Source organism: Streptomyces melanogenes (assembly GCF_014649795.1).
GTDB classification, from domain to species: domain Bacteria; phylum Actinomycetota; class Actinomycetes; order Streptomycetales; family Streptomycetaceae; genus Streptomyces; species Streptomyces noboritoensis.
The window spans coordinates 291,369-312,601 of the sequence record NZ_BMTS01000011.1; the positions used below are offsets into that span (position 1 = coordinate 291,369).

The window sequence follows — 21,233 nt, forward strand, 5'->3', positions numbered from 1 at the left end:
GCGGGGGCGGACGGGCCTGGCGGGCTTGGCAGATGACAGGTCCGTTTGCGTGACGGGCCCGGTCGGAAGACAGACGTGAGGGCTGCCGGTCGGCGGGCGTTCACCCGCTGACCGGCAGCCCTGACCTGGACTGTTGGAGGAGGCGGCCGAGCGCCGGGGGCGGCGGCCGAGGAGCGCTACTGCTTGCTGGTGGCCACCTCGACCGGGCGTACGGCGAGCGCCATCCGCCCGGGCAGGGCCGTCGCGACGAGGGCCAGCAGCCCGGCGACGCCGACGACGGTCACGTACACCAGCGGAAGGACGGCCGGGGCGGCACTGCCCGTCATGCCCACGCTGAAGGCGGTGAGCACGGCGAGCGAGATCCCCGAGCCGAGCACCGCGGCGATCAACAGCACCGCAACGGCTTCGAGTCGGAGCATCCGCAGCACCTGTCGGCGCGTGGCACCCGCGAGCCGGAGCATCGCGAACTCCCGGAACCGCTCGGACACCGACATGGCGAGCGTGTTGACGACGGCGATTGCGGTGAAGGCGAGCACCAGCCCCATGGCCAGGCTGTTGACCTCGGCACCCGCTCGCTGCCGGTCGGCCTGGATCCTGTCGACACTCGAACGGGTGACAACGGACAGGCCGGGGAACTCCTTCACCGCGGCGGCGAGTTCACTCTGCGTAACCGTGCTGGCGGCGGAGACCAGGACGGTGGATGCGAGGGGGTTGTCCATGTGGTGGGCGAGCAGATCGTGCGGGAGGGCGACGTCACCGAAGCCGAGCCCGCGGGCGTATACGGCCGCGACGGTCAGGGTGGCGGGGGTGCCGTCGCCGAGCGTGAGCTTGAGGGGGCTGCCGGGGCGCAGTCCCAGCTGGTCGGCGGCGAGTTGGCTGACGGCGACGGCGTTCTTGTCGCGGGTGAGCGGTTCGAGGCTGCCACGGGTCACATCCGGGTCCCAGGTGCGCGCGAGACCGACCGGAGTGACGCCCTGGGCGGCGTACTTGTCGAGGCCGACCCGGACGGTGGTCCGGACGATCTCGGTGGTGGCGGCGACGCCATGGATCGCACGGATCTTCTCGGCGGCACGGGCCGGGACACCGGGACCCTGCGCGACGAGCACCCAGTCAGCGCGCAGACCGTCACGGGCCTGGGCGCGGGCGGCTTCGCCGAGCGTCGGCTGGACGAACAGGACCGTGCAGGTCATACCGATGAGCAGGGCGAGTGGAGTGACGGCGGCGGCCATCCGAGCGGCGTTCCCGCGCAGATTGGCGGTGGCGAGCCGGCCACCCGAACCGGCAAGCCGCAGCGGCCCGGCGAGCAGCGCGGCCGCACCCTTGACCAGCAGCGGACCGAGCAGGGAGACAGAGGACGCCAGGACCACAACAGCGAGGAAGGTGACCGGAGTTGAGGCGGGTTCGGTGCGCAGCCCGCTCAGTACGACGACGAGGACGATGCCACCGGCGAGGAGGAGCAGTCCGGCGACGATCCGACCCCAGGCGGGACGAGCACGCTCCACGGCGGACTCGGCCATGGCCTCGGCAGGACGGATCCGGGAGATCCGACGCGCCGAGATACGGGCGGCGCCCCACGCACCGAGCAGGGTGGCGGCGACGGCGGCGAACATCGGGAAGACGCTGACGGCTCGCTCCAGGGTGACCGGGATGGCGCCCATCGAGACGAACCGGCCATGCAGCCAGGCTCCGAGCGGCAGTCCGGCGAGGGAGCCGAGCGCCCCGGCGACCGCGCCCACGAGCAGTGCCTCGCGGCCGATCAGCTTGCGCACCTGCCGGGGTGTGGCGGCGATGGCGCGCAGCAGGGCGAGTTCACGGTGGCGCTGCTGGATGGAAAGGGCGAAGGTGCCGACGACGACCAGGACCGCGACGAGCAGGGAGGTGCCGCCGATGGCGCCGCCCATGGAGACCAGTTTGGTACGGGCCCCGGCCGCGTCCAGGAACTCGACTGCGCCCCGGGCATCGCCGGTGGAGATCCGGGCGGCGCCGCGAGGAGCGTCCCCGTCGGCGGCACCCCGACCGCCACCCGCCGCGACGGCGAGCGCCTTGCCGATGTCCGCCTTCAATTTCCCGACATCCACTCCGGGTTCGGGGGCGACACCGATGGCGGAGAGCTGTCCGGGCCGGGCGGCGAGGCGAGCGGCTTCGGCGGCGGAGAAGAAGAGCGAGGTCTGACGCTTGAGCTGACCGGATGAGGGCGCGGCTATCCCGGTGACGGTGTACGTCTGCGGGGACTGGGTCGACTGCACCGTCAGCCGGTCGCCGGGGGCGAGGTGGGCGCGCGTGGCGAGCCCCTGGTCGACGACGACATCAGTGGCCGCTCTGGGGGCGCGGCCCTGAACGAGCGAGAAAGGAGCGAGCGGAGCGGACTCCCAGCTGTGCCCGTACGTTGCCTGACCCGTGCCGCCCTTCACCAACGGCTGGGCGAGAAAGGTGAGTTCGGGGACGGCGGACTTGACGCCGGGCACGGCCCGTACGGTCGGGAGCAGCCGCTCGGGCAGCCAGGCTCTTTCGGCGACGGGTTTGGCCTTGTGCTTGACCTTGGTCTTGCCCTTCTTCTCCTTGACCGTGGTCTGGTGGACGTTCTGGTCGGCGGAGACGATCAGGGGCGCGGCGGCATAGCGCTCGGTGGCTATCTTTCCGCGCAGCCCGGTCTCCAGAAGCGTCCCGCAGGCGGTGATCAGCGCGGCCGCGCACATGAGGGCGGTGAACGCCCCGAGGAACCCGCCCTTGCGGTCCCGGATGGTCTGCAAGGCGTAGCGCAACATCATGAGGATTCCTCGGGGGTGTGGGTGGGTGCGTGAGCTTGGGGTGTGGAGGCGGGGGTGGGTGCGTCCGTGGGTGCGTGCGTGGACGCGGGAGTTTTGGGGGTGGAGGCGGGGGCGGGGAGGGGGGCGGGGGCGGGGGCGGGGGTAGGGAAAGCCATCAGGCGGGTGTGCACGACACGCGCCCCGACCGGCGCCTCCCCCTCCGTGCGCTTGTAGCGGTTGAGGAGGGCGATGTACTGCTCGAAGAACTCGCGGAGTTCGGCGTCCGTGAGCCTGATCTCGCTGCGTGAGTAGGCAAAGTCGTCGGTGGTGCTCTCGCGCTGAAGCCGTTCGAAGAGCTCGACGTCGGCCGCGTAGGCGTGGTGGTTCAGCTCGTCCATGACGAGCCGCATCTCCGGGGTCTGGCGGCTGCGGGGCGGGAAGCGCCGGTCGCCGGGGACAGCCCGCCACCAGCGTTGCCGACGCTGGCTGTCGCCTTCGGTCTCCTCGACGAAGCCGTACCGGGCGAGCTCGCGCAGGTGGTAGCTGGTGGCGCCGGTGTTCAGGCCGAGGCCACGCGCCAGGATCGCGGACGTGGCCGGGCCGTGGAGTGCGAGGTGCTGAAGGATCTGCTGCCGCCGCGGCTGCGCCAGCGCCTTGAGCGCGGCGAGATCCGCGATCTCGGTACCGCCGGGTTCCTGTGCCATGCGTACACATTCGCCCGTGCACAGATACCTGTGCACTGGAGCGCCCCGGCGTCCTGAGGGTGGGGATATCCCCCATCCCGTGCGGGGGAAGCACGGTTTCCGCAGCTCACAGGGGTTGGTAACCACGGGAGGGGTTGGCACGGGACCCACGCACGACAACGCCCCCGGCCGGGTGACCGGGGGCGTGTGTGGCTATGGGGGCACGAGTTGCCCGGGCTCCCGGGCGGAGACGAGCCTCGGACTGACAGGCTGGCCCCAGGCCGCCCCAACCCCAGGGCCCACGCCTCAAGGCAGCGCCCAGCCCCCCGTCCCGCCCCCCGCTCAGTACGTCTCGTACAAGTCGTCCGCGGTTTCGCCCTCGGCTTCCAGGGCCTGGCGGACGACTCTGAGGGCCATGCCTTCCGGGTAGCCCTTGCGGGCCAGCATTCCGGCGAGGCGGCGGATGCGGCGGTCGCGGTCCAGGCCTCGGGTGGAGCGGAGCTTGCGGGCCACCAGCTCCCGCGCGGTCTCCTCCTCCTGGTCGGAGTCGAGCTGCCCGACGGCCTCGTCGACGACCGCCGAGTCCACGCCCTTGGTGCGGAGCTCGCGGGCGAGTGCCCGGCGGGCCAGGCCGCGTCCGTGGTGGCGGGATTCGACCCAGGCCCCCGCGAACGCCGCGTCGTTGATCAGCCCGACCTCTTCGAAGCGCGAGAGGACTTCCTCGGCGACTTCGTCGGGGATCTCCCGCTTCTTGAGGGCGTCGGCCAGTTGCTTGCGGGTCCGGGGGGTCCCGGTGAGCAGGCGCAGGCAGATCGCCCGCGCCCGCTCAGCCGGGTCCTGCGGTGCCGGTTCCTTCTCGGCCCTCGACGGGTCGGCGCCGTCACCGAATCCCTCCGGGCCGGCCCGTCGTGAGCCGGCCCGCTTCGAGCCCGGCCGCCCGGACCGGGCCCGGTCGGGGCCCGTCCCGTCCGGCTCGGCCCATTCGGTCCTGCGTGTCATGGTCTAGCTCTTGGCAGCGGCGGCCTTGGCCGTCTTGGCCTTGGTGGCCGGGGCGGGCACGGATGCCGCCTCCGTCTCCGAGGTCGCACCGGCCGCGTCCGGGCCGGGCTCGGCCTTGGGCTCCTCGGGCCGGACGCCGACGCCCAGCTTCTCCTTGATCTTCTTCTCGATCTCGTTGGCGAGGTCGGGGTTGTCCTTCAGGAAGTTGCGGGCGTTCTCCTTGCCCTGGCCGAGCTGGTCGCCCTCGTACGTGTACCAGGCGCCGGCCTTGCGGACGAAGCCGTGCTCGACGCCCATGTCGATCAGGCCGCCCTCGCGGCTGATGCCCTGGCCGTAGAGGATGTCGAACTCGGCCTGCTTGAAGGGCGGCGCGACCTTGTTCTTGACGACCTTGACGCGGGTGCGGTTGCCGACCGCGTCGGTGCCGTCCTTGAGGGTCTCGATGCGGCGGATGTCGAGGCGCACCGAGGCGTAGAACTTCAGGGCGCGGCCACCGGTCGTGGTCTCCGGCGAGCCGAACATCACGCCGATCTTCTCGCGGAGCTGGTTGATGAAGATCGCGGTGGTCTTGGACTGGTTGAGCGCGCTGGTGATCTTCCGGAGCGCCTGGCTCATCAGGCGGGCCTGGAGGCCCACGTGCGAGTCGCCCATCTCGCCCTCGATCTCCGCGCGCGGCACCAGGGCGGCGACGGAGTCGATGACGATCAGGTCGAGGGCGCCCGAGCGGACCAGCATGTCGACGATCTCCAGAGCCTGCTCGCCGTTGTCCGGCTGGGACAGGATCAGGTTGTCGATGTCGACGCCGAGCTTCTTCGCGTACTCGGGGTCCAGGGCGTGCTCGGCGTCCACGAAGGCCACCTGGCCGCCCGCCTTCTGGGCGTTGGCCACCGCGTGCAGGGTCAGGGTCGTCTTGCCGGAGGACTCCGGTCCGTAGACCTCCACCACGCGGCCGCGCGGCAGACCGCCTACGCCGAGCGCCACGTCGAGCGCGGTCGACCCGGTGGGGATGACCTCGATGGGCTCGTTCGGCCGCTCGCCCAGGCGCATCACCGCGCCCTTGCCGAATTGCCGTTCAATCTGTGCGAGCGCGGCGTCCAGCGCCTTCTCGCGGTCGGTTCCTGCCATGGGTTCCACCCGGTTTGCTTGAGTCGATCGCTTCACGTCAAAGACGCTAACCCCTGCCACTGACAATGGGCCCCGGAGTCCCTCCCGCCTGTGGATAACCCCACCGGAAACCCGGCGGAACCCAAGTGAACAAAGGGCCCTGCTTCCATCTGAATGGATGTTCGATTTTGGTGTCAAGCGCACCACGCGGCACGGGCGAGGGTGCGGCCGGGCGGCTCCGGCCGTCGCCTCAGACGCCGTCGCCGCCCGTCGGAGCGACCGGTTCCGCCGCCCGGTCCCGGCTCAGCGCCCGGCGTATGCGCACCAGGGCGGAGTCTCCGACCCGCTCGCGTCTGCCGTGCACGCGCGGGTCGTCCGTCACGTCGTAGCGCTTCACGTAGGCGCCCAGGAACGCCTGGAGCGTCGCCACCGCGGGGATCGCGATCAGCGCGCCGACCGCGCCCATCAGCGCGGTGCCGGCGATGACCGAGCCGAAGGCGACCGCCGGGTGGATGTCGACCGTCTTGGCGGTGAGCTTGGGCTGCAGCATGTAGTTCTCGAACTGCTGGTAGATCACCACGAACCCGAGCACCCACACCGCGTACCAGGGGTCGACGGTGAAGGCGATCAGCATCGGCAGCGCGCCCGCCAGATACGTGCCGATGGTGGGGATGAACTGGGAGACCAGGCCCACCCAGACGGCGAGCACCGGGGCGTAGGGCACGCCCAGGATCTGCAGCAGGATGTAGTGCGCGACGCCGGAGATGAGCGCCATCAGGCCGCGCGAGTAGAGGTAGCCGCCGGTCTTGTCGACCGCGATCTCCCAGGCGCGCAGCACCTCGGCCTGGCGGGCGGGCGGCAGCATGGAGCAGACCGTGCGCCGCAGCCGGGGCCCGTCGGCCGCGAAGTAGAACGAGAACAGGAAGATCGTCAGTACGCGGAAGAGACCGCCCAGGACGGTGGCGGAGACGTCGAGCACACCGCTCGCGCTGTTCTGCACGTACTTCTGGAGCCAGTCCGAGTGGAGCAGGCTGTCCTGGACCTCGACGCGGGAGAGGTCGGTGTGGAACGACTGGTTGATCCAGCTGATCACCGAGTCGAGGTACTTGGGGAAGTGCTCGACCATGTCGACGATCTGGCCCGCCAGCATCGAGCCAAGCAGCACGATGAACCCGGCCGAGGCGATGATCACCGCGAAGAAGACGATGAAGGTGGCCAGGCCCCGGCGCATACCGCGGGCGGACATCCGGCTGACGGCGGGCTCCACCGCGAGGGCGAGGAAGAACGAGATCAGGATGTTGATCAGCAGCCCGATGAGCTGGTGGAAGGCCCAGCTGCCGAGCTGGAAGCAGGCGTAGAGGGCGAGCGCGAGCACCATGGCGCGCGGCAGCCACCGGGGCATGCGTACGGCGCCGCCGGTCCCGGGCACGGGCGGCGGCCCGGCGGTTCCGGCGCCCGCTGCCGCCCCGGGCGCGGCCGGGGTCTCGCCCACGGCCGCGTGCGGAACCACGCGCGCGTGGTCGCTGTCCGTCGTGGACGGGCGGCTCTCGGGCAGGCGCCCGTCGCCCTCGGCACGCGGCTCGCCCTGGGAGCGGCCTTCGGCCTCGGGTCTGCGGTCGTCTCCGGCCGGGCGGTCGGCCCGGCGGTCTGTCTGGGTGTCGCTCTCGTCAGTCGGTGCCACGCAGCAAGTCTCGCCCATGCCTCGGACAGCGCGGGCCCTCAGCCCCGGATCGTCACCGCTTGTGCGCGGGCACGTCCATGGCGGTGCACACGGCGCGCCAGACGTCCTTGGTCTCCCAGCCCGCGTCGAGCGCCTCGTGGACGGTACGTCCGCCCAGCTCGGCCATCACGTGGTCGCGCGCGAAGGAGTCCGCGTACCCGGCGCCGAAGTGGTCGGCCATCCGCTCCCAGAAAATCGTCAACCGCATGACTCCAGTATCCAGCCCCTGAGAGTGCAGCCGGGGCCGTGGGGCTTGTCTGCGGCGCCCGGCGCCCTACGGTCGGACCATGGCCGGATCCGGAACATCACCCGAGACTGTCCGCACGTCCCGCACGCCGCTCGCCCGAGCCGAGCACTTCGTCTGGCTGACGGCCCGCGTGCTGGAGCAGCGGCGGTTCGCGCACCACTTCCTCGGCGGCGGCGCCGACCCAGTGGAGACCGCACTCGCCGCCTACCAGAACGACGACGGGGGCTACGGGCACGCGCTGGAGCCCGATCTGCGCGGCCCCGTCAGCCAGCCCCTGCACACCGCGCACGCGCTGCGCGTCTTGGACTCCGTCGGCCGTGTGGGCGGTCGGCGGACGGAGCGGATCTGCGGCTATCTGACGGCTGTCTCGACGCGGGACGGGGCCCTGCCCGCACTGCACCCGTCGGCGCGCGGCTATCCCGTGGCGCCGTTCGTGCAGATCGTCGACGACCCGCCCAGCGAACTGCTGGCGACGGGGCCGGTGGTCGGGCTGCTCCACCGCAACCAGGTGTGGCACGCCTGGCTCTTCCGGGCGACGGACTTCTGCTGGGCGGCGGTCGACGCGCTGGAGAAGTCGCATCCGTACGAGATCGAGGCGGCGGTCGCCTTCCTGGACGGGGTGCCGGACCGCGCGCGGGCCGAGGCGGCGGCGGACCGGCTCGGGCGGCTGGTGCGCGAGCAGCGCCTCGCGGTGCTCGATCCGGACCGGCTGGAGGACTTCCCGGTCGCCCCTGGCTACGCCCCGTCCGAGCACCACTTCCCGCACGACTACGCGCGCGGGCCGGAGTCGCTGGCCCGTCGCTGGTTCACGGACGAGGAGATGGCGCGTTCGCTGGACCACCTCGCGGCCGAGCAGCGGGAGGACGGCGGCTGGCCCATCCACTGGCGCGAGTGGGCGCCGGGCAGCGCTCTGGAGTGGCGGCCGATCGTGACAATCGAGGCGCTGCGGACCCTGCGGGCGTACGGCCGCGCGCTCGACTGACGCCCGACGTGCCGACGGCGGAGCGCCTGGCAGCCCGTACGGATGCCCTCCGTACGGGCTGCCGGGCGGCTCTCAGCCGCCCATGGCCCGTACTGCCGCCGTCACCAGTACGGCGGCGGCGACGATCACCAGGAAGGGGGCGCGCAGCATCAGGGCGACGGCTGCCGCCGCGAGGCCCGCGCCTCGGGCGTCGAGCACCAGGTGCTGGCCGCTGCTAAAGGTCTGCTGGGCGGTGAGGGCGGCCAGCAGTGCGACGGGCAGCAGCGCGGCGAGCCGTCGCACCAGTGGCCGCTCCAGGGCCCCGGCGGGGACCAGGAGGCCGAGGAGCTTGACCAGGTAGCAGCCGAGGGCGGTGGCGGCGATGGCGATCCAGACGTTCAACGCCCCGCTCCCTTCGCGGAGTTCCCGTCGGCCGGTACGGACTCCGCCCGGCCCTTCATGGTGTTCTCGCGGCCCTTGGCGGCGTCCGCGCGTCCCTTGAGGAACAGCACGAGGGGTGCGGCGAGCGCGGCCATCAGGACGGGCGCTCCGGCCGGCAGCACCGGCAGGAAGCCCAGGGCCAGCAGGACCGCGACCCCGGCGGTGATCCGTTCCGTGGCGGTGGTGAGCATCGGCGCGAGCAGCGCCAGGAAGACGGCGGGGCTCGCCGCGTCCAGCCCCCACGCGTCGGTGTCGCCGATGGCCTCCGCGCCGGCGGCTCCGGCCAGGGTCGTCAGGTTCCACAGCACGTAGAGCGTGAGTCCGGTGACGGTGAAGCCGATCCGCGCGGCCCGTCGGGTGGGCTGGGCGAGGGTCACGGCGGTCGTCTCGTCGATCACCCACTGGGCGGCGAACGGCCGCACCGCGCGCGGGAGTGCGAGCAGCTGCGACAGGCGTAGCCCGTAGAAGGCGTTGCGTACGCCCAGGAAGAAGGCTCCGGCCGCCGCCGTGAACGGGTTGCCGCCCGCCGCGAGCGCGCCCACCAGGGCGAACTGCGAGGCGCCGGTGAACACGAGGAGGCTGAGCGCGCAGGTCTGGAGGAGCGTGAGCCCCGATCCCGCCGAGGTGACTCCGAAGGCGAAGCCGGAGAGCCCGACGGCCACGCCGACGCCGAGGGCGTCCCTGACGACGGCGGAGTCCGGCTTGCGATCGTCCAGGAGGGCCGGGGTCGGCTCAGCGCCGCTTACGGGGGAGCTTGCCGCGGCTCCGCCCTCGGGGCGTATTTCTGGGAGTGCTGACTGTTCTGCTGCCACGTCCGGGACGTTACGTGGGCGGGGCTCCCGCGTTCTTGTACGTTCTTGCGCGCTCCCTGCGGTACACGCCGGGTGTCACTCCCACAATGCGGGTGAAGTGGCGGTTGAGGTGCGGCTGGTCGGTGAAGCCGACGGCCACGGCGGCCTCCGCGGGCGCGGTCCCGGCCTCCAGGAGCAGTCGGGCCCGGCGGACGCGCTCGCCGGTGAGCCAGGTGTGCGGGGGCAGCCCGTACGCGCCCTTGAAGGCCCGCAACAGTGCGAACGGGCTGGTCCCGAGGTCGTGGGCGAGCCGTTCCAGGGACGGCGGGTCCACCAGCCGCTCCTCCAGGAGGGCACGTGCGGCGGCCGCCGTGCGGGCGCCCGCCGAGCCGGTGGTGCGCGCGGGCAGGGACTGTCCGTGGCGGCGCAGCAGCCGGGCGACGGCGACGCGGAACACGGTGTCGGCGGCGAGCGCGTTGCCCTGCTCGGCGGCCCGGTGCACCTCCTGGATCAGCAGGGAGGTGTCCGGGTCCTCGACGATGGTCTCGGCGAACCCTGCGGTGCCGCGCAGGGTGGTGACCTCGGTGGCGATGTCGGCGATCAGCTGCGAGGAGGGGTAGAGCGTGGCGTACGTCCAGCCCTCGGGGACTCCGGCGTGGGCGGCGTGCGGCACCTCGGGGTTGATCATGACGACGGTGCCGGGCCGCGCCCGTAGCGTCTCGCCCTGCAGGACCACGTCCTCGATCCCGCCGCGTACCGCGCCGAAGACGAAGCCCTCGTGGCTGTGCCGGGAGAAGGAGTGGCTGACGTAGCGGGCGTGGAGCAGTTCGAGGCCCGGCAGCCCCGGGTACCGCCAGTGCCGTGCCCACTCCTCGGCCGCGTTCATATCCGCATTCTCGCAGCTCCGGGCCATTGTCAGTGGGTGGGTGCACGATGGGGACCATGGCAAGGACAGCGCTGGACTCCTTCTCTCCCGCGACCAGGGGCTGGTTCACGGGGGCCTTCACCGCGCCCACCGCCGCGCAGGAGGGCGCCTGGCGGGCGATCTCCGAGGGTTCGGACGTCCTGGTGGTCGCGCCGACCGGCTCCGGCAAGACCCTCGCCGCGTTCCTGGCCGCTCTGGACGGGCTGGCCGCCGCCCCGCCGCCCGCCGAGGCGAAGAAGCGCTGCCGGGTGCTGTACGTGTCGCCGCTGAAGGCGCTGGCGGTCGACGTCGAGCGCAATCTGCGCTCCCCGCTCACCGGCATCCGCCAGGAGTCGGTGCGTCTGGGGCTGCCGGAGCCGGAGGTGCGGGTCGGGATCCGGTCCGGCGACACCCCACCCGCCGAGCGGCGTGCCATGTCGACCCGGCCGCCGGACATTCTGATCACCACGCCCGAGTCGCTGTTCCTGATGCTCACGTCGTCCGCGCGCGAGGCGCTGGCGGGTGTCGAGACGGTCATCCTGGACGAGGTGCACGCGGTGGCGGGCACCAAGCGCGGTGCCCATCTCGCCCTGTCCCTGGAGCGGTTGGACGAGCTGCTGGCCAGGCCCGCCCGCCGGATCGGCCTGTCGGCGACGGTGCGTCCGGTGGACGAAGTGGCGCGCTTCCTGTCGCCGCAGCGCAAGGTGGAGATCGTCCAGCCGCGCTCCACCAAGGAGTTCGACCTGTCGGTGGTCGTTCCGGTGGAGGATCTGGGAGAGCTAGGGGGCTCGCCGGCGGCCGACGCGTCCGAGGGCGCGGAGAAGCCGTCGATCTGGCCGCACGTCGAGGAGCGCATCGTCGACCTGGTCCAGGCGCACCGCTCGACGATCGTCTTCGCCAACTCCCGTCGGCTCGCCGAGCGGCTGTGCAACCGGCTCAACGAGATCGCGTACGAGCGTGCCGCGGCGGCCGCGCTGGAGGCGGGCGAGAGCGCCGTGCCCCTGGCGGAGGCCCACTCCCCGGCCGAGGTCATGGCCCAGTCGGGGGCGGCCAAGGGCGCGCCGCCCGTCCTCGCGCGCGCCCATCACGGCTCGGTCTCCAAGGAGCAGCGCGCCCTGGTCGAGGAGGACTTGAAGGCGGGCCGCCTGCCCGCCGTCGTCGCCACCTCCAGTCTTGAACTGGGCATCGACATGGGCGCGGTGGACCTGGTGGTGCAGGTCGAGTCGCCGCCCTCGGTCGCCTCGGGCCTGCAGCGGGTGGGTCGCGCCGGTCACCAGGTGGGCGCGGTCTCCACGGGTGTGGTCTTCCCGAAGTACCGGGGCGATCTGGTCCAGTCGGCGGTGGTCACCGAGCGGATGCGCTCGGGAGCCATCGAGTCGCTGCGGATCCCGTCCAATCCGCTGGACGTGCTGGCGCAGCAGCTGGTCGCCATGACGGCGCTGGACAGCTGGCAGGCGGACGACCTGCTGGCGCTGATGCGCCGGGCGGCGCCGTTCGCGGCGCTGCCGGAGTCGGCGTTCACGGCCGTCCTGGACATGCTGGCGGGCCGCTATCCGTCGGACGCCTTCGCGGAGCTGCGTCCGCGCGTGGTGTGGGACCGCGTGGCCGGTACGGTGACGGGCCGCCCCGGCGCCCAGCGCCTCGCGGTGACGTCCGGCGGCACCATCCCGGACCGCGGCCTGTTCGGCGTCTTCCTGGCGGGCTCCGACCCCAAGAAGGGCGGCGGGCGGGTCGGCGAGCTCGACGAGGAGATGGTCTACGAGTCGCGCGTCGGCGATGTGTTCACGCTGGGCACCACGTCCTGGCGCATCGAGGACATCACCCGCGACCGCGTGCTGGTCTCCCCCGCCCCCGGCGTCCCGGGACGGCTGCCCTTCTGGAAGGGCGACCAGCTGGGCCGCCCGCTCGAACTGGGCCGCGCCCTCGGGGCGTTCCTGCGCGAGGTCGGCTCGCTCAGCCCGGAGGACGCGCGGCTGCGGCTGCTGAGCGCGGGCCTGGACGCCTGGGCGGCCGACAACGTCGTGGCCTACCTCGACGAGCAGCGCCGCGCGTGCGGCCATGTACCCGACGACCGCACCATCCTCGTCGAGCGGTTCCGCGACGAGCTGGGCGACTGGCGGGTCGTCATCCACTCCCCCTTCGGGGCCCAGGTGCACGCGCCGTGGGCGCTGGCGCTCGGCGCCCGCCTGGCCGAGCGGTACGGGATGGACGCCCAGGTCATGCACGCCGACGACGGCATCGTGCTGCGGCTGCCGGACGCCGACCTGATGGGCCTCGACCTCCTCGACCAGGACCCGGCGCACCTGGACTCGACGTACGACAGCGAGCAGGCCCCGGTCGGCGCGGCGGACGCGGTCTTCGACAAGGGCGAGATCGAGCAGATCGTCACCGACCAGGTGGGCGGCTCGGCGCTGTTCGCCGCCCGCTTCCGGGAGTGCGCCGCGCGCGCGTTGCTGCTGCCCCGGCGCAACCCCGGCAAGCGCACCCCGCTGTGGCAGCAGCGCCAGCGTGCGGCCCAACTGCTCCAGGTGGCGAGCGAGTTCGGCTCGTTCCCGATCGTCCTGGAGGCCGTCCGCGAGTGCCTCCAGGACGTCTTCGACGTACCGGGGCTGACCGAGCTGATGGGTGACCTGGAGGCGCGCCGGGTCCGGCTGGTCGAGGTGACCACGCCCGAGCCGTCGCCCTTCGCCCGCTCGCTGCTGTTCGGCTATGTCGCCCAGTTCCTCTACGAGGGCGACTCGCCGCTGGCCGAGCGGCGGGCCGCGGCCCTCTCGCTCGACTCCCGCCTCCTGGCCGAGCTGCTGGGCCAGGCCGAACTGCGCGAGCTCCTGGACGCGGACGTCCTGACCGAGCTGGAGCAGGAGCTCCAGTGGCTCACCGAGGACCGCCGGATCAAGGACGTGGAGGGCGTCGCCGATCTGCTGCGGGTGCTGGGGCCGCTGACCGGCGACGAGCTGGTCGCGCGCGGCGCCGACCCCGGGTGGGCCCAGGAGCTGGCGGCCGCCCGCCGCGCCATCCGGGTGCGGGTCGGCGGCGCCGAGCACTGGGCGGCGATCGAGGACGCGGGGCGGCTGCGCGACGCGCTGGGCACGGCGCTGCCGGTGGGCGTGCCCGAGGCGTTCACGGAGCCGGTCAAGGACCCGCTCGGCGACCTCCTGTCGCGGTACGCGCGCACGCACGGGCCGTTCACCTCTGCCACGGCGGCGGCCCGGTTCGGCCTCGGCACGGCCGTCACCGACGGCGCGCTCCAGCGGCTCGCGGCGAGCGGGCGGGTGGTGCTGGGCGAGTTCCATCCGGCGGGGCTCGGGCAGGAGTGGTGCGACGCGACGGTGCTGCGCAGGCTGCGCCGCCGCTCCCTGGCCGCGCTGCGCCACGAGCTGGAGCCGGTGGCGCCCGCGGCGCTCGCCACCTTCCTGCCACAGTGGCAGCATCTGGGGAGCAACAGCCTGCGCGGCATCGACGGGCTGGCCCGGGCCGTCGAGCAGTTGCAGGGCGCCGCCGTGCCCGCGTCCGCCCTGGAGAAGCTGGTCCTGCCGTCCCGGGTCTCCGACTACGGGCCGGGGATGCTCGACGATCTCACCACCACCGGCGAGGTGCTGTGGGCGGGGGCGGGCGCGCTGCCGGGCAAGGACGGCTGGGTCTCGCTGTTCCTCGCGGACGCGGCGCCCCTGCTGCTGCCACCGCCGCACCCGCTGGAGCTCACCGCGCTGCACGAGTCGGTGCTGACGGCGCTCGCCCCCGGATACGGGCTGTTCTTCCGCCAGATCGCCGACCAGGTCCGCGCCACCACGCACCCGGAGGTGACCGACCCCCAACTGGCCGACGCCGTATGGGACCTGGCGTGGTCGGGGCGGCTCACCAACGACACGCTCGCGCCGCTGCGGGCGCTGCTGGGGTCGGGCCGCACCGCTGGGTCCACGGCGCACCGCGCCAAGCGGACCGTTCCACGCGGGCGTTACGGGACGCTGACGGCGGCGGCGCGGCCCGCGTCGCGCACCGGGCCGCCGACGGTGTCGGGGCGCTGGTCGCTGCTGCCCGCCCGCGAGCCGGACCCCACGCACCGGGCGCACGCCCTGGCCCGGACGCTCCTCGACCGCCACGGGGTGGTCACCCGGGGCGCGGTCGCGGCCGAGGGGGTGGAGGGCGGCTTCTCGGCTACGTACCGGATCCTGGCGGCGTTCGAGGACAGCGGCCAGGCGCGGCGCGGCTATGTCGTCGAGGGGCTGGGCGCGGCGCAGTTCGCGATGGACGGGGCGGTGGACCGGCTGCGGGCGGCGGCCACCGCGCGCGACCGTGCGGAGGCGCGGCCCGCGCCCCGTGGTGTGGTGCTGGCGGCCGCCGATCCCGCCAACGCGTACGGGGCGGCGCTCGCCTGGCCCGAGCCGCCGGCCGGGGCCGGGCACAAGCCGGGCCGCAAGGCCGGGTCGATGGTCGTCCTGGTCGACGGTGAGCTCGCGCTCTACATGGAGCGCGGCGGCAAGTCCCTGCTGGTCTGGCCCGCCGAGCCCGAGGATCCGGCGCTGCTGGCGGCGGTGGAGGCGCTGGCGGGGGCGGCGCGGGCGGGGCGGCTTGGCACGGTGACCGTGGAGCGGGTCAATGGGGAGGCCGCGCTCACGGCGCCGTTGGCTCGGGCGCTGGAGGGGGCGGGGTTCGTTCCGACGCCGAGGGGGTTGCGGCTGCGGCCTTGATTTTCCCCACCCCGCCCCTTCCCGAAAGCCCTGCGGGCGGCCGGGGTGGGTGGGTTTCCCGGGGGCTTCGCCCCCGGACCCCCAGCGGGGCTGCGCCCCTGCACCCCGCTCCTCAAACGCCGAAGGGCTGAATTTCTCCCACACGCACCCACGCCCCCACCCCTGCACAATGACCCCATGCCCGAAGGTGACACCGTTTGGCAAGCCGCCCGGCGGCTCGATGACGCGCTCGGTGGACGTGAGCTGATCCGGTCCGATCTGCGCGTGCCCCGGCTCGCGACCGCCGATCTGACCGGGCGGACCGTGCTGGACGTCACCCCGCGCGGAAAGCATCTGCTCACCCGGATCGAGGGCGGTCTCACCCTCCACTCGCATCTACGGATGGAAGGGTCCTGGCGGATCTTCGCGCCCGGCGAGCGCTGGCGGGGCGGCCGGAGCGACCAGATCCGGGCGATCCTGGGCACGGCGGACCGGACGGCCGTCGGGTACCGGCTGGCCGTGCTCGAACTGCTCCGCACCCGCGACGAGCACCGCGTCGTCGGCCACCTCGGCCCCGATCTGCTCGGCCCGGACTGGGATCCCGACCTTGCCCTGCGCAACCTGCTCCGGGACCCGGCCCGGCCGCTCGGCGAGGCGCTGCTCGACCAGCGCAATCTGGCGGGCGTCGGCAACATCTACAAGTCGGAGATCTGCTTCGCCGTCCGGGCCGTGCCGTGGCTGCCGGTGGGCGAGCTCACCGACCCCGCGCGGGTCGTCGTCGCCGCCAAGAAGATCCTGGAGGCGAACCGGGAGCGCACGTCCCGGAAGGTGTACGTGTACGGGCGCGGCGGGCAGCCCTGCCCCCGCTGCGGTACGGCGCTGCGCGCCACCACCCTGCGCGACCCCGCCGGCAGCGAGCGCCCCACCTACTGGTGCCCCCGGTGCCAGCCCAACCCGGCAGCGGGCAACCACTCTCAAGGTCACGGTAGTTGACGATCCGTCAGATCTCGCCGTACCGTCCCCGCATGCCCCTCTCGGCGTACGACCTCACCGATCGCACCGCCTTCGTGACCGGCGCCGCCGGCGGTATCGGGCGGGCCAGTGCCGCGCTGCTCGCGGAGGCGGGCGCGGTCGTGCACTGTGCGGACCTCGACGAGCAGGGTCTCCAGGGCACCCGCGAGCTGATCGCCAAGGCCGGGGGCACCGCGTACACCCATGTGCTGGATGTGACCGATCGCACGGCGCTGCGCGCGGCCGTGCGCGGCGCGGGCCGGGTCGACGTCCTGGCCGCCGTCGCCGGGATCATGCACTCCAGCGCGGTGCTCGACACCGACGACGCCGACCTCGACCGCGTGCTCGCGGTCAACTTCAAGGGCGTGCTGCACTCCTGCCAGGAGGCGGCCCACGTGATGATCGAGAACGGCACGGCGGGCAGCATCATCACCATGGCGTCCGGAGCCGTCGACTCCGCCGGGCCGGGCCTGTTCTGCTACAGCGTCTCGAAGGCGGCCGTCGTCCAGCTCACCAAGACCCTCGCGACCGAGCTCGGCCCGCACTCCATCCGCGTCAACGCCGTCGCCCCCGGGTGGGTCCGCACGCCGATGACCGAGCGGCACTCGGCCGAGCACCAGCGGCAGATCGAGTCGACGATGGTCCGGCTCTCCCCGCTCGGACGGGTCGGCGAGCCCGAGGACATCGCTCACACCGTGCTCTACCTCGCCTCGGACGCGTCGTCGTTCACGACGGGCCAGATCCTGCGTCCGAACGGCGGCGTCGCGATGCCGTGGTGACCGCGGGGCTCGCGACGTGCACCGGCAGCAGACTCAGACCCCAGCCGCCCGCGGCCACCGCGCCCTCGATGACTCCGGCCTCGTCGGGTGCCGTCAGCAGGCGCAGCACCGCCCACCACCACAGCGCCCCCACCACGAGCGCCGGCACCCAACGCACCGCCACTGCCATGGCCGCCTCCTCGGGCCGACGCTAGACCGCCCTCTCGTTCACCGGGAGGGCGCACCGGATGCAGTCCGGGCGCGCACACAACCCCACACGCCCCACCTCGCACCCCCGCCTCACACCGGGAAGCCCTCAGACCCCAGGCCCCAGACCCTCAGGCCGTCTCCGCCTGGAACATCCACGCGTGCTTCTCCAGGTCCCCCGTCAGCCCGATGAGCACGTCCTGGCTGATCGGGTCCGGGTCGCCGGTCGCCTCGATCCGCTCGCGCATCCCGGCGATCACCGCGCCCAGTGCGTCGACCAGGATCCGTACCGCGTCACCGTCCTTGATCCAGCCGGTGGGCACCTTGCCGATCGCGCTCGTCGACGCCACGGTCGCCGCCCGGCCGTCCGGGGTGACGCCGAGCGCCGCGGCCCGCTCGGCCACCGTGTCGGAGTGCAGCCTGGCCGTGTCGACCACCTCGTCGAGCTGGAGGTGGACGGACCTGAAGCGCGGCCCGACGACGTTCCAGTGCACCTGCTTGGCGACCAGCGACAGGTCCACGAGGTCGACGAGCGCGCCCTGCAGCGCGTCGCCCACCACCTTCAGGTCGGCCTCGGACAGCGAGCTCTTCACGACAGACATGCATGCACTCCGTTCCGTGTACGCCTTCGTGCGCGCGGAATCTCCCCGCTCGCACTCCCCCACCTTTACACAGAAGCCATAAATGGGGCATTACGGGGAAAAGAGAAGCCCCGGTCGGTCAACAGACCGGCCAGGGCCACTCACAGACAGAGCCCGACAGGGTCAGGCCGCGACGACGTCCACCGCTTCCGCGGGCGCCTTGATCGTCACTCGCTCGGTCGGGACACCGGTCACCGACGTCACGGAGATCGAATTGAGCATCGGACGCACCGGTGCAGGCACCGGGTCGCTCGCCGCCGCCGAGGCAGCGAGCTCGGCAAGTGCCAGCTCGTCGCTCACTTCCCGCATGAGCTCGGACATCCGTACGTCAAGCGCGTCGCAGATCGCGGAGAGCAGCTCGGAGGAAGCCTCCTTCTGCCCCCGCTCCACCTCGGAGAGATAGCCGAGTGAGACTCGGGCGGACGAGGAGACTTCGCGCAGAGTACGGCCCTGGCGCTGGCGCTGCCGACGCAGCACGTCACCCAGCAGGCGACGGAGCAGAATCATCGGTGGCTCCCTCCTCGGACCGCGTAGCCGCATCCTTCACGCCCCACCGTACCGCCTCGCGCTGCGGCCGTGCGGGGAGCGATGTCGTGTTCACTCAGGGCTGCAAACATCAATTCCCCCCGTTCTGTTCCGTATCCTGTGCCCGCGCATCTTCGCCGAGTTCACCGGAGAGCAGTTCGAGCACGCTCCGTACACTCTCTCTACGGATTTCCGCCCTGTCGCCGTTCAACCTCAAAGCGGCGGTTTTCCCGTTCCCGTCCGGTCCCTCGACGGCGACATAGACCGTCCCGACGGGTTGGCCGTCCTGGGCCGCGGGCCCCGCGACGCCGGTGGTGGCGATGCCCCAGTCGGCGCCCAGAACCTTCCGTACACCCGCCGCCATCTGCCGCGCTACCTCGGGATCGACCGCTCCGCGCTCGGCCAGAAGGGTCGCTTCCACGCCCAGCACGTCCCGCTTCAGCTCCGTCGCGTACGCCGTCACGGAGCCGCGGAAGACGCGTGAGGCGCCCGCCACGGACGTCACCTCGGCGGCCACCAGACCGCCGGTCAGCGACTCCGCCACCGCAAGCGTCTGCTCACGCTCCGTGAGCAGACGGACGATCCGGGCCGCCCCGCTCACCGGCCCGGTCCCTCCACGGCGGCCTCGGCGGCGCGCTCGGCGCGCTGCGCGGCGAGCCCCTGGCGCCTCAGTACGACCGCCTGTCGCACATAGTCGAGTCCGGTGACGACCGTCAGCACCACGGCGACCGCCATCACCCAGAAGCGCAGGGTCGCCAGCGGACCCGTGAGCGCCAGCACGTACATCCCCGTTGCCGTGCCCTGCGCCAGGGTCTTCAGCTTCCCGCCCCTGCTGGCGGGAATCACCCCGTGCCTGATGACCCAGAAACGCATGAGCGTGATCCCGAGTTCCCGGAAGAGGATCACCCCGGTCACCCACCACGGCAGATCGCCGAGCGAGGAGAGGCAGACCAGCGCGGCGCCCATGATCGCCTTGTCGGCGATCGGGTCCGCGATCTTCCCGAAGTCCGTGACCAGGTTGTACGTCCGGGCCAGATGTCCGTCGAAGATGTCCGTGATCATGGCGACGGCGAACGCCGCCCACGCCCAGGCCCGCCAGGCCGGGTCGTACCCGCCGTCCTGCAGCATCAGCGCCACGAAGCCCGGCACGAGGACGAGCCGGACCATGGTGAGGATGTTGGCGATGTTCCAGAGGCTGGCCTGGTTGACGGCCGCCGCGCCCAGCTTGCCGCCGGGCGCCGGCGTCCGGCCGGTACCGCCCGCCGCGGATGCCGGGACTCCGGTCATCTGGCCGCCTCCTCAAGGACGTCGAGACTGGTCACCACCAGGTCGACGCCCTCGGCGGCGACGACCTTCGCCTCGACGATACGGCCCGGGGTCAGTCCGGCGCCCTCCGTGAACCGCACTTGGCCATCGGTCTCGGGCGCCTGGTGCTCGGCGCGGCCCAGCACGCCGTCCTCGTCGTCGACCGACTCGACCAGCACCCGGACGGTGTCGCCGACGCGCTCCTCGGCGCGCTGGGCGGTCAGCTCCTCGGCGAGCCGCGACAGGTGCTCCAGGCGCTCCGCGATCACCTCGGCGTCCAGCTTGTTCTCGTACGTGACGGCCTCGGTGCCCTCCTCGTCGGAGTAGCCGAAGACGCCGATGGCGTCGAGCCGGGCGCTGGTGAGGAAGCGTTCCAGCTCCTGGAAGTCGGCCTCGGTCTCACCGGGGAAGCCGACGATGAAGTTGGAGCGCACACCGGCCAGCGGGGCCTTGGCGCGGATCGTCTCCAGGAGCTCAAGGAACCGCTCGGTGTCGCCGAAGCGCCGCATGGCCCGCAGCACGCCGGGGGCGGAGTGCTGGAAGGACAGGTCGAAGTACGGGACGACCTTGTCGGTCGAGGTCAGCACGTCGATCAGGCCCGGCCGCATCTCGGCGGGCTGGAGGTAGCTGACGCGTACGCGCTCGATGCCGTCGACGGCCGCGAGCTCCGGCAGCAGCGTCTCCAGGAGGCGGATGTCGCCGAGGTCCTTGCCGTACGAGGTGTTGTTCTCGGAGACCAGCATGACCTCCTTGACGCCCTGCTCGGCCAGCCAGCGCGTCTCGCCCAGGACGTCCGAGGGGCGGCGCGAGATGAAGGAGCCGCGGAAGGACGGGATGGCGCAGAACGAGCAGCGGCGGTCGCAGCCGGAGGCCAGCTTCACCGAGGCGACCGGGCTGGTGTCCAGACGGCGGCGGAGCGGGGCGCGCGGGCCGGAGGCGGGCGCGACGCCCTCGGGCAGGTCCTCGGGGGCGCTCTCCGGCGCCTCCTGGGCGTGGCCGGGCAGCGCCACGTCGGCGCCCTGGCGCTCGACGGGGCTCAGCGGCAGCAGCTTGCGCCGGTCGCGCGGGGTGTGCGCCTCCACGCTGCCACCGTTGAGGATGGTCTGGAGGCGGTTGGAGATGTCGGCGTAGTCGTCGAAGCCGAGCACGCCGTCGGCCTCGGGGAGCGCGTCGGCGAGCTCCTTGCCGTACCGCTCGGCCATGCAGCCGACGGCGACCACGGCCTGGGTGCGGCCGTGGTCCTTGAGATCGTTGGCTTCGAGGAGGGCGTCGACGGAGTCCTTCTTGGCGGCTTCGACGAACCCACAGGTGTTGACGACGGCGACATCGGCGTCCGTGGCGTCCTCGACGAGCTCCCAGCCGTCCGCTGCCAAGCGGCCTGCAAGCTCCTCCGAGTCCACCTCGTTACGGGCGCAGCCGAGAGTGACAAGGGCGACGGTACGGCGTTCGGGCATGGACTCAAGACTACTTTGTCCCGGCCCGCGTCCCCGCCCCGAGGGTTGATCAAGGAACCGGGGGCCTC

19 protein-coding genes are annotated in these 21,233 nt (G+C 72.6%); 4 read left to right on the plus strand and 15 right to left on the minus strand.

The features are described 5' to 3' along the window. Nucleotides 1-176 precede the first annotated feature (176 nt). The 6 genes from IE252_RS24630 to IE252_RS24655 all read right to left on the minus strand — a co-directional run bounded on the left by IE252_RS24630 (nucleotide 177) and on the right by IE252_RS24655 (nucleotide 7,461). Entirely contained in the window at nucleotides 177-2,768 is a 2,592-nt protein-coding gene (locus tag IE252_RS24630) for an ABC transporter permease (protein ID WP_190091651.1), read from the minus strand. Then, nucleotides 2,765-3,451, minus strand: a complete 687-nt coding sequence (locus tag IE252_RS24635) for an ArsR/SmtB family transcription factor (RefSeq protein WP_190091652.1) — start codon at nucleotides 3,449-3,451, stop codon at nucleotides 2,765-2,767. The genes IE252_RS24630 and IE252_RS24635 overlap by 4 nt, the downstream gene beginning before the upstream one ends. A 321-nt stretch (nucleotides 3,452-3,772) precedes the next feature. Continuing rightward, nucleotides 3,773-4,429 carry a recombination regulator RecX gene (recX, locus tag IE252_RS24640; protein ID WP_190091653.1) on the minus strand — a complete coding sequence of 219 codons (657 nt, stop codon included), beginning with the start codon at nucleotides 4,427-4,429 and terminating at the stop codon, nucleotides 3,773-3,775. Between the two features lie 3 nt (nucleotides 4,430-4,432). Then, nucleotides 4,433-5,554, minus strand: a complete 1,122-nt coding sequence (gene recA, locus IE252_RS24645) for a recombinase RecA (RefSeq protein ID WP_190091654.1) — start codon at nucleotides 5,552-5,554, stop codon at nucleotides 4,433-4,435. A 229-nt stretch (nucleotides 5,555-5,783) separates the two neighbouring features. Next, nucleotides 5,784-6,935: an AI-2E family transporter gene (locus IE252_RS24650; protein ID WP_190091687.1), complete on the minus strand. Its 1,152-nt coding sequence runs from the start codon at nucleotides 6,933-6,935 to the stop codon at nucleotides 5,784-5,786. Between the two features lie 331 nt (nucleotides 6,936-7,266). Next, complete coding sequence (locus tag IE252_RS24655) at nucleotides 7,267-7,461, minus strand: DUF3046 domain-containing protein (RefSeq protein WP_190091655.1); 195 nt, start codon at nucleotides 7,459-7,461, stop codon at nucleotides 7,267-7,269. A gap of 79 nt (nucleotides 7,462-7,540) precedes the next feature. On the opposite strand from IE252_RS24655, the gene IE252_RS24660 reads away from it, so the two are divergent. Further along, the gene (locus IE252_RS24660; protein ID WP_190091656.1) at nucleotides 7,541-8,482 is read left to right on the plus strand and encodes a hypothetical protein; all 942 of its coding nucleotides are present in this window, start codon (nucleotides 7,541-7,543) and stop codon (nucleotides 8,480-8,482) included. 72 nt (nucleotides 8,483-8,554) lie between these two features. Here the strand turns inward: IE252_RS24660 and IE252_RS24665 are convergent, their stop codons facing one another. Genes IE252_RS24665 through IE252_RS24675 form a run of 3 tightly spaced genes read right to left on the minus strand, consistent with a single transcriptional unit; the run spans nucleotide 8,555 to nucleotide 10,579 of the window. After that, entirely contained in the window at nucleotides 8,555-8,863 is a 309-nt protein-coding gene (locus IE252_RS24665) for an AzlD domain-containing protein (protein ID WP_190091657.1), read from the minus strand. Next, complete coding sequence (locus IE252_RS24670) at nucleotides 8,860-9,714, minus strand: AzlC family ABC transporter permease (RefSeq protein WP_373298602.1); 855 nt, start codon at nucleotides 9,712-9,714, stop codon at nucleotides 8,860-8,862. The genes IE252_RS24665 and IE252_RS24670 overlap by 4 nt, the downstream gene beginning before the upstream one ends. Nucleotides 9,715-9,724: 10 nt before the next feature. After that, nucleotides 9,725-10,579: an AraC family transcriptional regulator gene (locus tag IE252_RS24675; protein ID WP_229848769.1), complete on the minus strand. Its 855-nt coding sequence runs from the start codon at nucleotides 10,577-10,579 to the stop codon at nucleotides 9,725-9,727. Nucleotides 10,580-10,635: 56 nt separating this feature from the next. Between IE252_RS24675 and IE252_RS24680 the strand changes: the two genes are divergently transcribed. The 3 genes from IE252_RS24680 (at nucleotide 10,636) to IE252_RS24690 (ending at nucleotide 17,054) form a co-directional block, all read left to right on the plus strand. Beyond that, nucleotides 10,636-15,285, plus strand: a complete 4,650-nt coding sequence (locus tag IE252_RS24680) for an ATP-dependent helicase (RefSeq protein WP_190091659.1) — start codon at nucleotides 10,636-10,638, stop codon at nucleotides 15,283-15,285. 177 nt (nucleotides 15,286-15,462) lie between these two features. Then, nucleotides 15,463-16,257, plus strand: coding sequence for an Fpg/Nei family DNA glycosylase (locus IE252_RS24685; protein WP_190091660.1), 795 nt, complete (start codon nucleotides 15,463-15,465; stop codon nucleotides 16,255-16,257). Between the two features lie 32 nt (nucleotides 16,258-16,289). Then, nucleotides 16,290-17,054, plus strand: coding sequence for an SDR family NAD(P)-dependent oxidoreductase (locus tag IE252_RS24690; protein WP_190091661.1), 765 nt, complete (start codon nucleotides 16,290-16,292; stop codon nucleotides 17,052-17,054). On the opposite strand, the gene IE252_RS24695 is transcribed toward IE252_RS24690, so the two are convergent. The 6 genes from IE252_RS24695 to rimO all read right to left on the minus strand — a co-directional run bounded on the left by IE252_RS24695 (nucleotide 17,002) and on the right by rimO (nucleotide 21,165). After that, nucleotides 17,002-17,217 carry a hypothetical protein gene (locus tag IE252_RS24695; protein WP_190091689.1) on the minus strand — a complete coding sequence of 72 codons (216 nt, stop codon included), beginning with the start codon at nucleotides 17,215-17,217 and terminating at the stop codon, nucleotides 17,002-17,004. The genes IE252_RS24690 and IE252_RS24695 overlap by 53 nt on opposite strands. Nucleotides 17,218-17,371: 154 nt before the next feature. Then, the gene (locus IE252_RS24700) at nucleotides 17,372-17,842 is read right to left on the minus strand and encodes a Dps family protein (RefSeq protein ID WP_190091662.1); all 471 of its coding nucleotides are present in this window, start codon (nucleotides 17,840-17,842) and stop codon (nucleotides 17,372-17,374) included. A gap of 162 nt (nucleotides 17,843-18,004) precedes the next feature. Continuing rightward, on the minus strand, nucleotides 18,005-18,388 hold the full coding sequence (locus IE252_RS24705) for a helix-turn-helix domain-containing protein (protein ID WP_067165033.1): 384 nt from the start codon (nucleotides 18,386-18,388) through the stop codon (nucleotides 18,005-18,007). Between the two features lie 109 nt (nucleotides 18,389-18,497). Beyond that, the gene (locus tag IE252_RS24710; RefSeq protein ID WP_190091663.1) at nucleotides 18,498-19,007 is read right to left on the minus strand and encodes a CinA family protein; all 510 of its coding nucleotides are present in this window, start codon (nucleotides 19,005-19,007) and stop codon (nucleotides 18,498-18,500) included. After that, a complete protein-coding gene (pgsA, locus tag IE252_RS24715) occupies nucleotides 19,004-19,693 on the minus strand; it encodes a CDP-diacylglycerol--glycerol-3-phosphate 3-phosphatidyltransferase (RefSeq protein WP_190091664.1) in 690 nt (229 codons plus the stop codon). Before pgsA ends, IE252_RS24710 begins: the two co-directional genes overlap by 4 nt. After that, nucleotides 19,690-21,165 (minus strand): 30S ribosomal protein S12 methylthiotransferase RimO, encoded by a 1,476-nt coding sequence (rimO, locus tag IE252_RS24720; RefSeq protein ID WP_190091665.1) that lies wholly within the window; start codon nucleotides 21,163-21,165, stop codon nucleotides 19,690-19,692. The genes pgsA and rimO overlap by 4 nt, the downstream gene beginning before the upstream one ends. Nucleotides 21,166-21,233 lie beyond the last annotated feature (68 nt).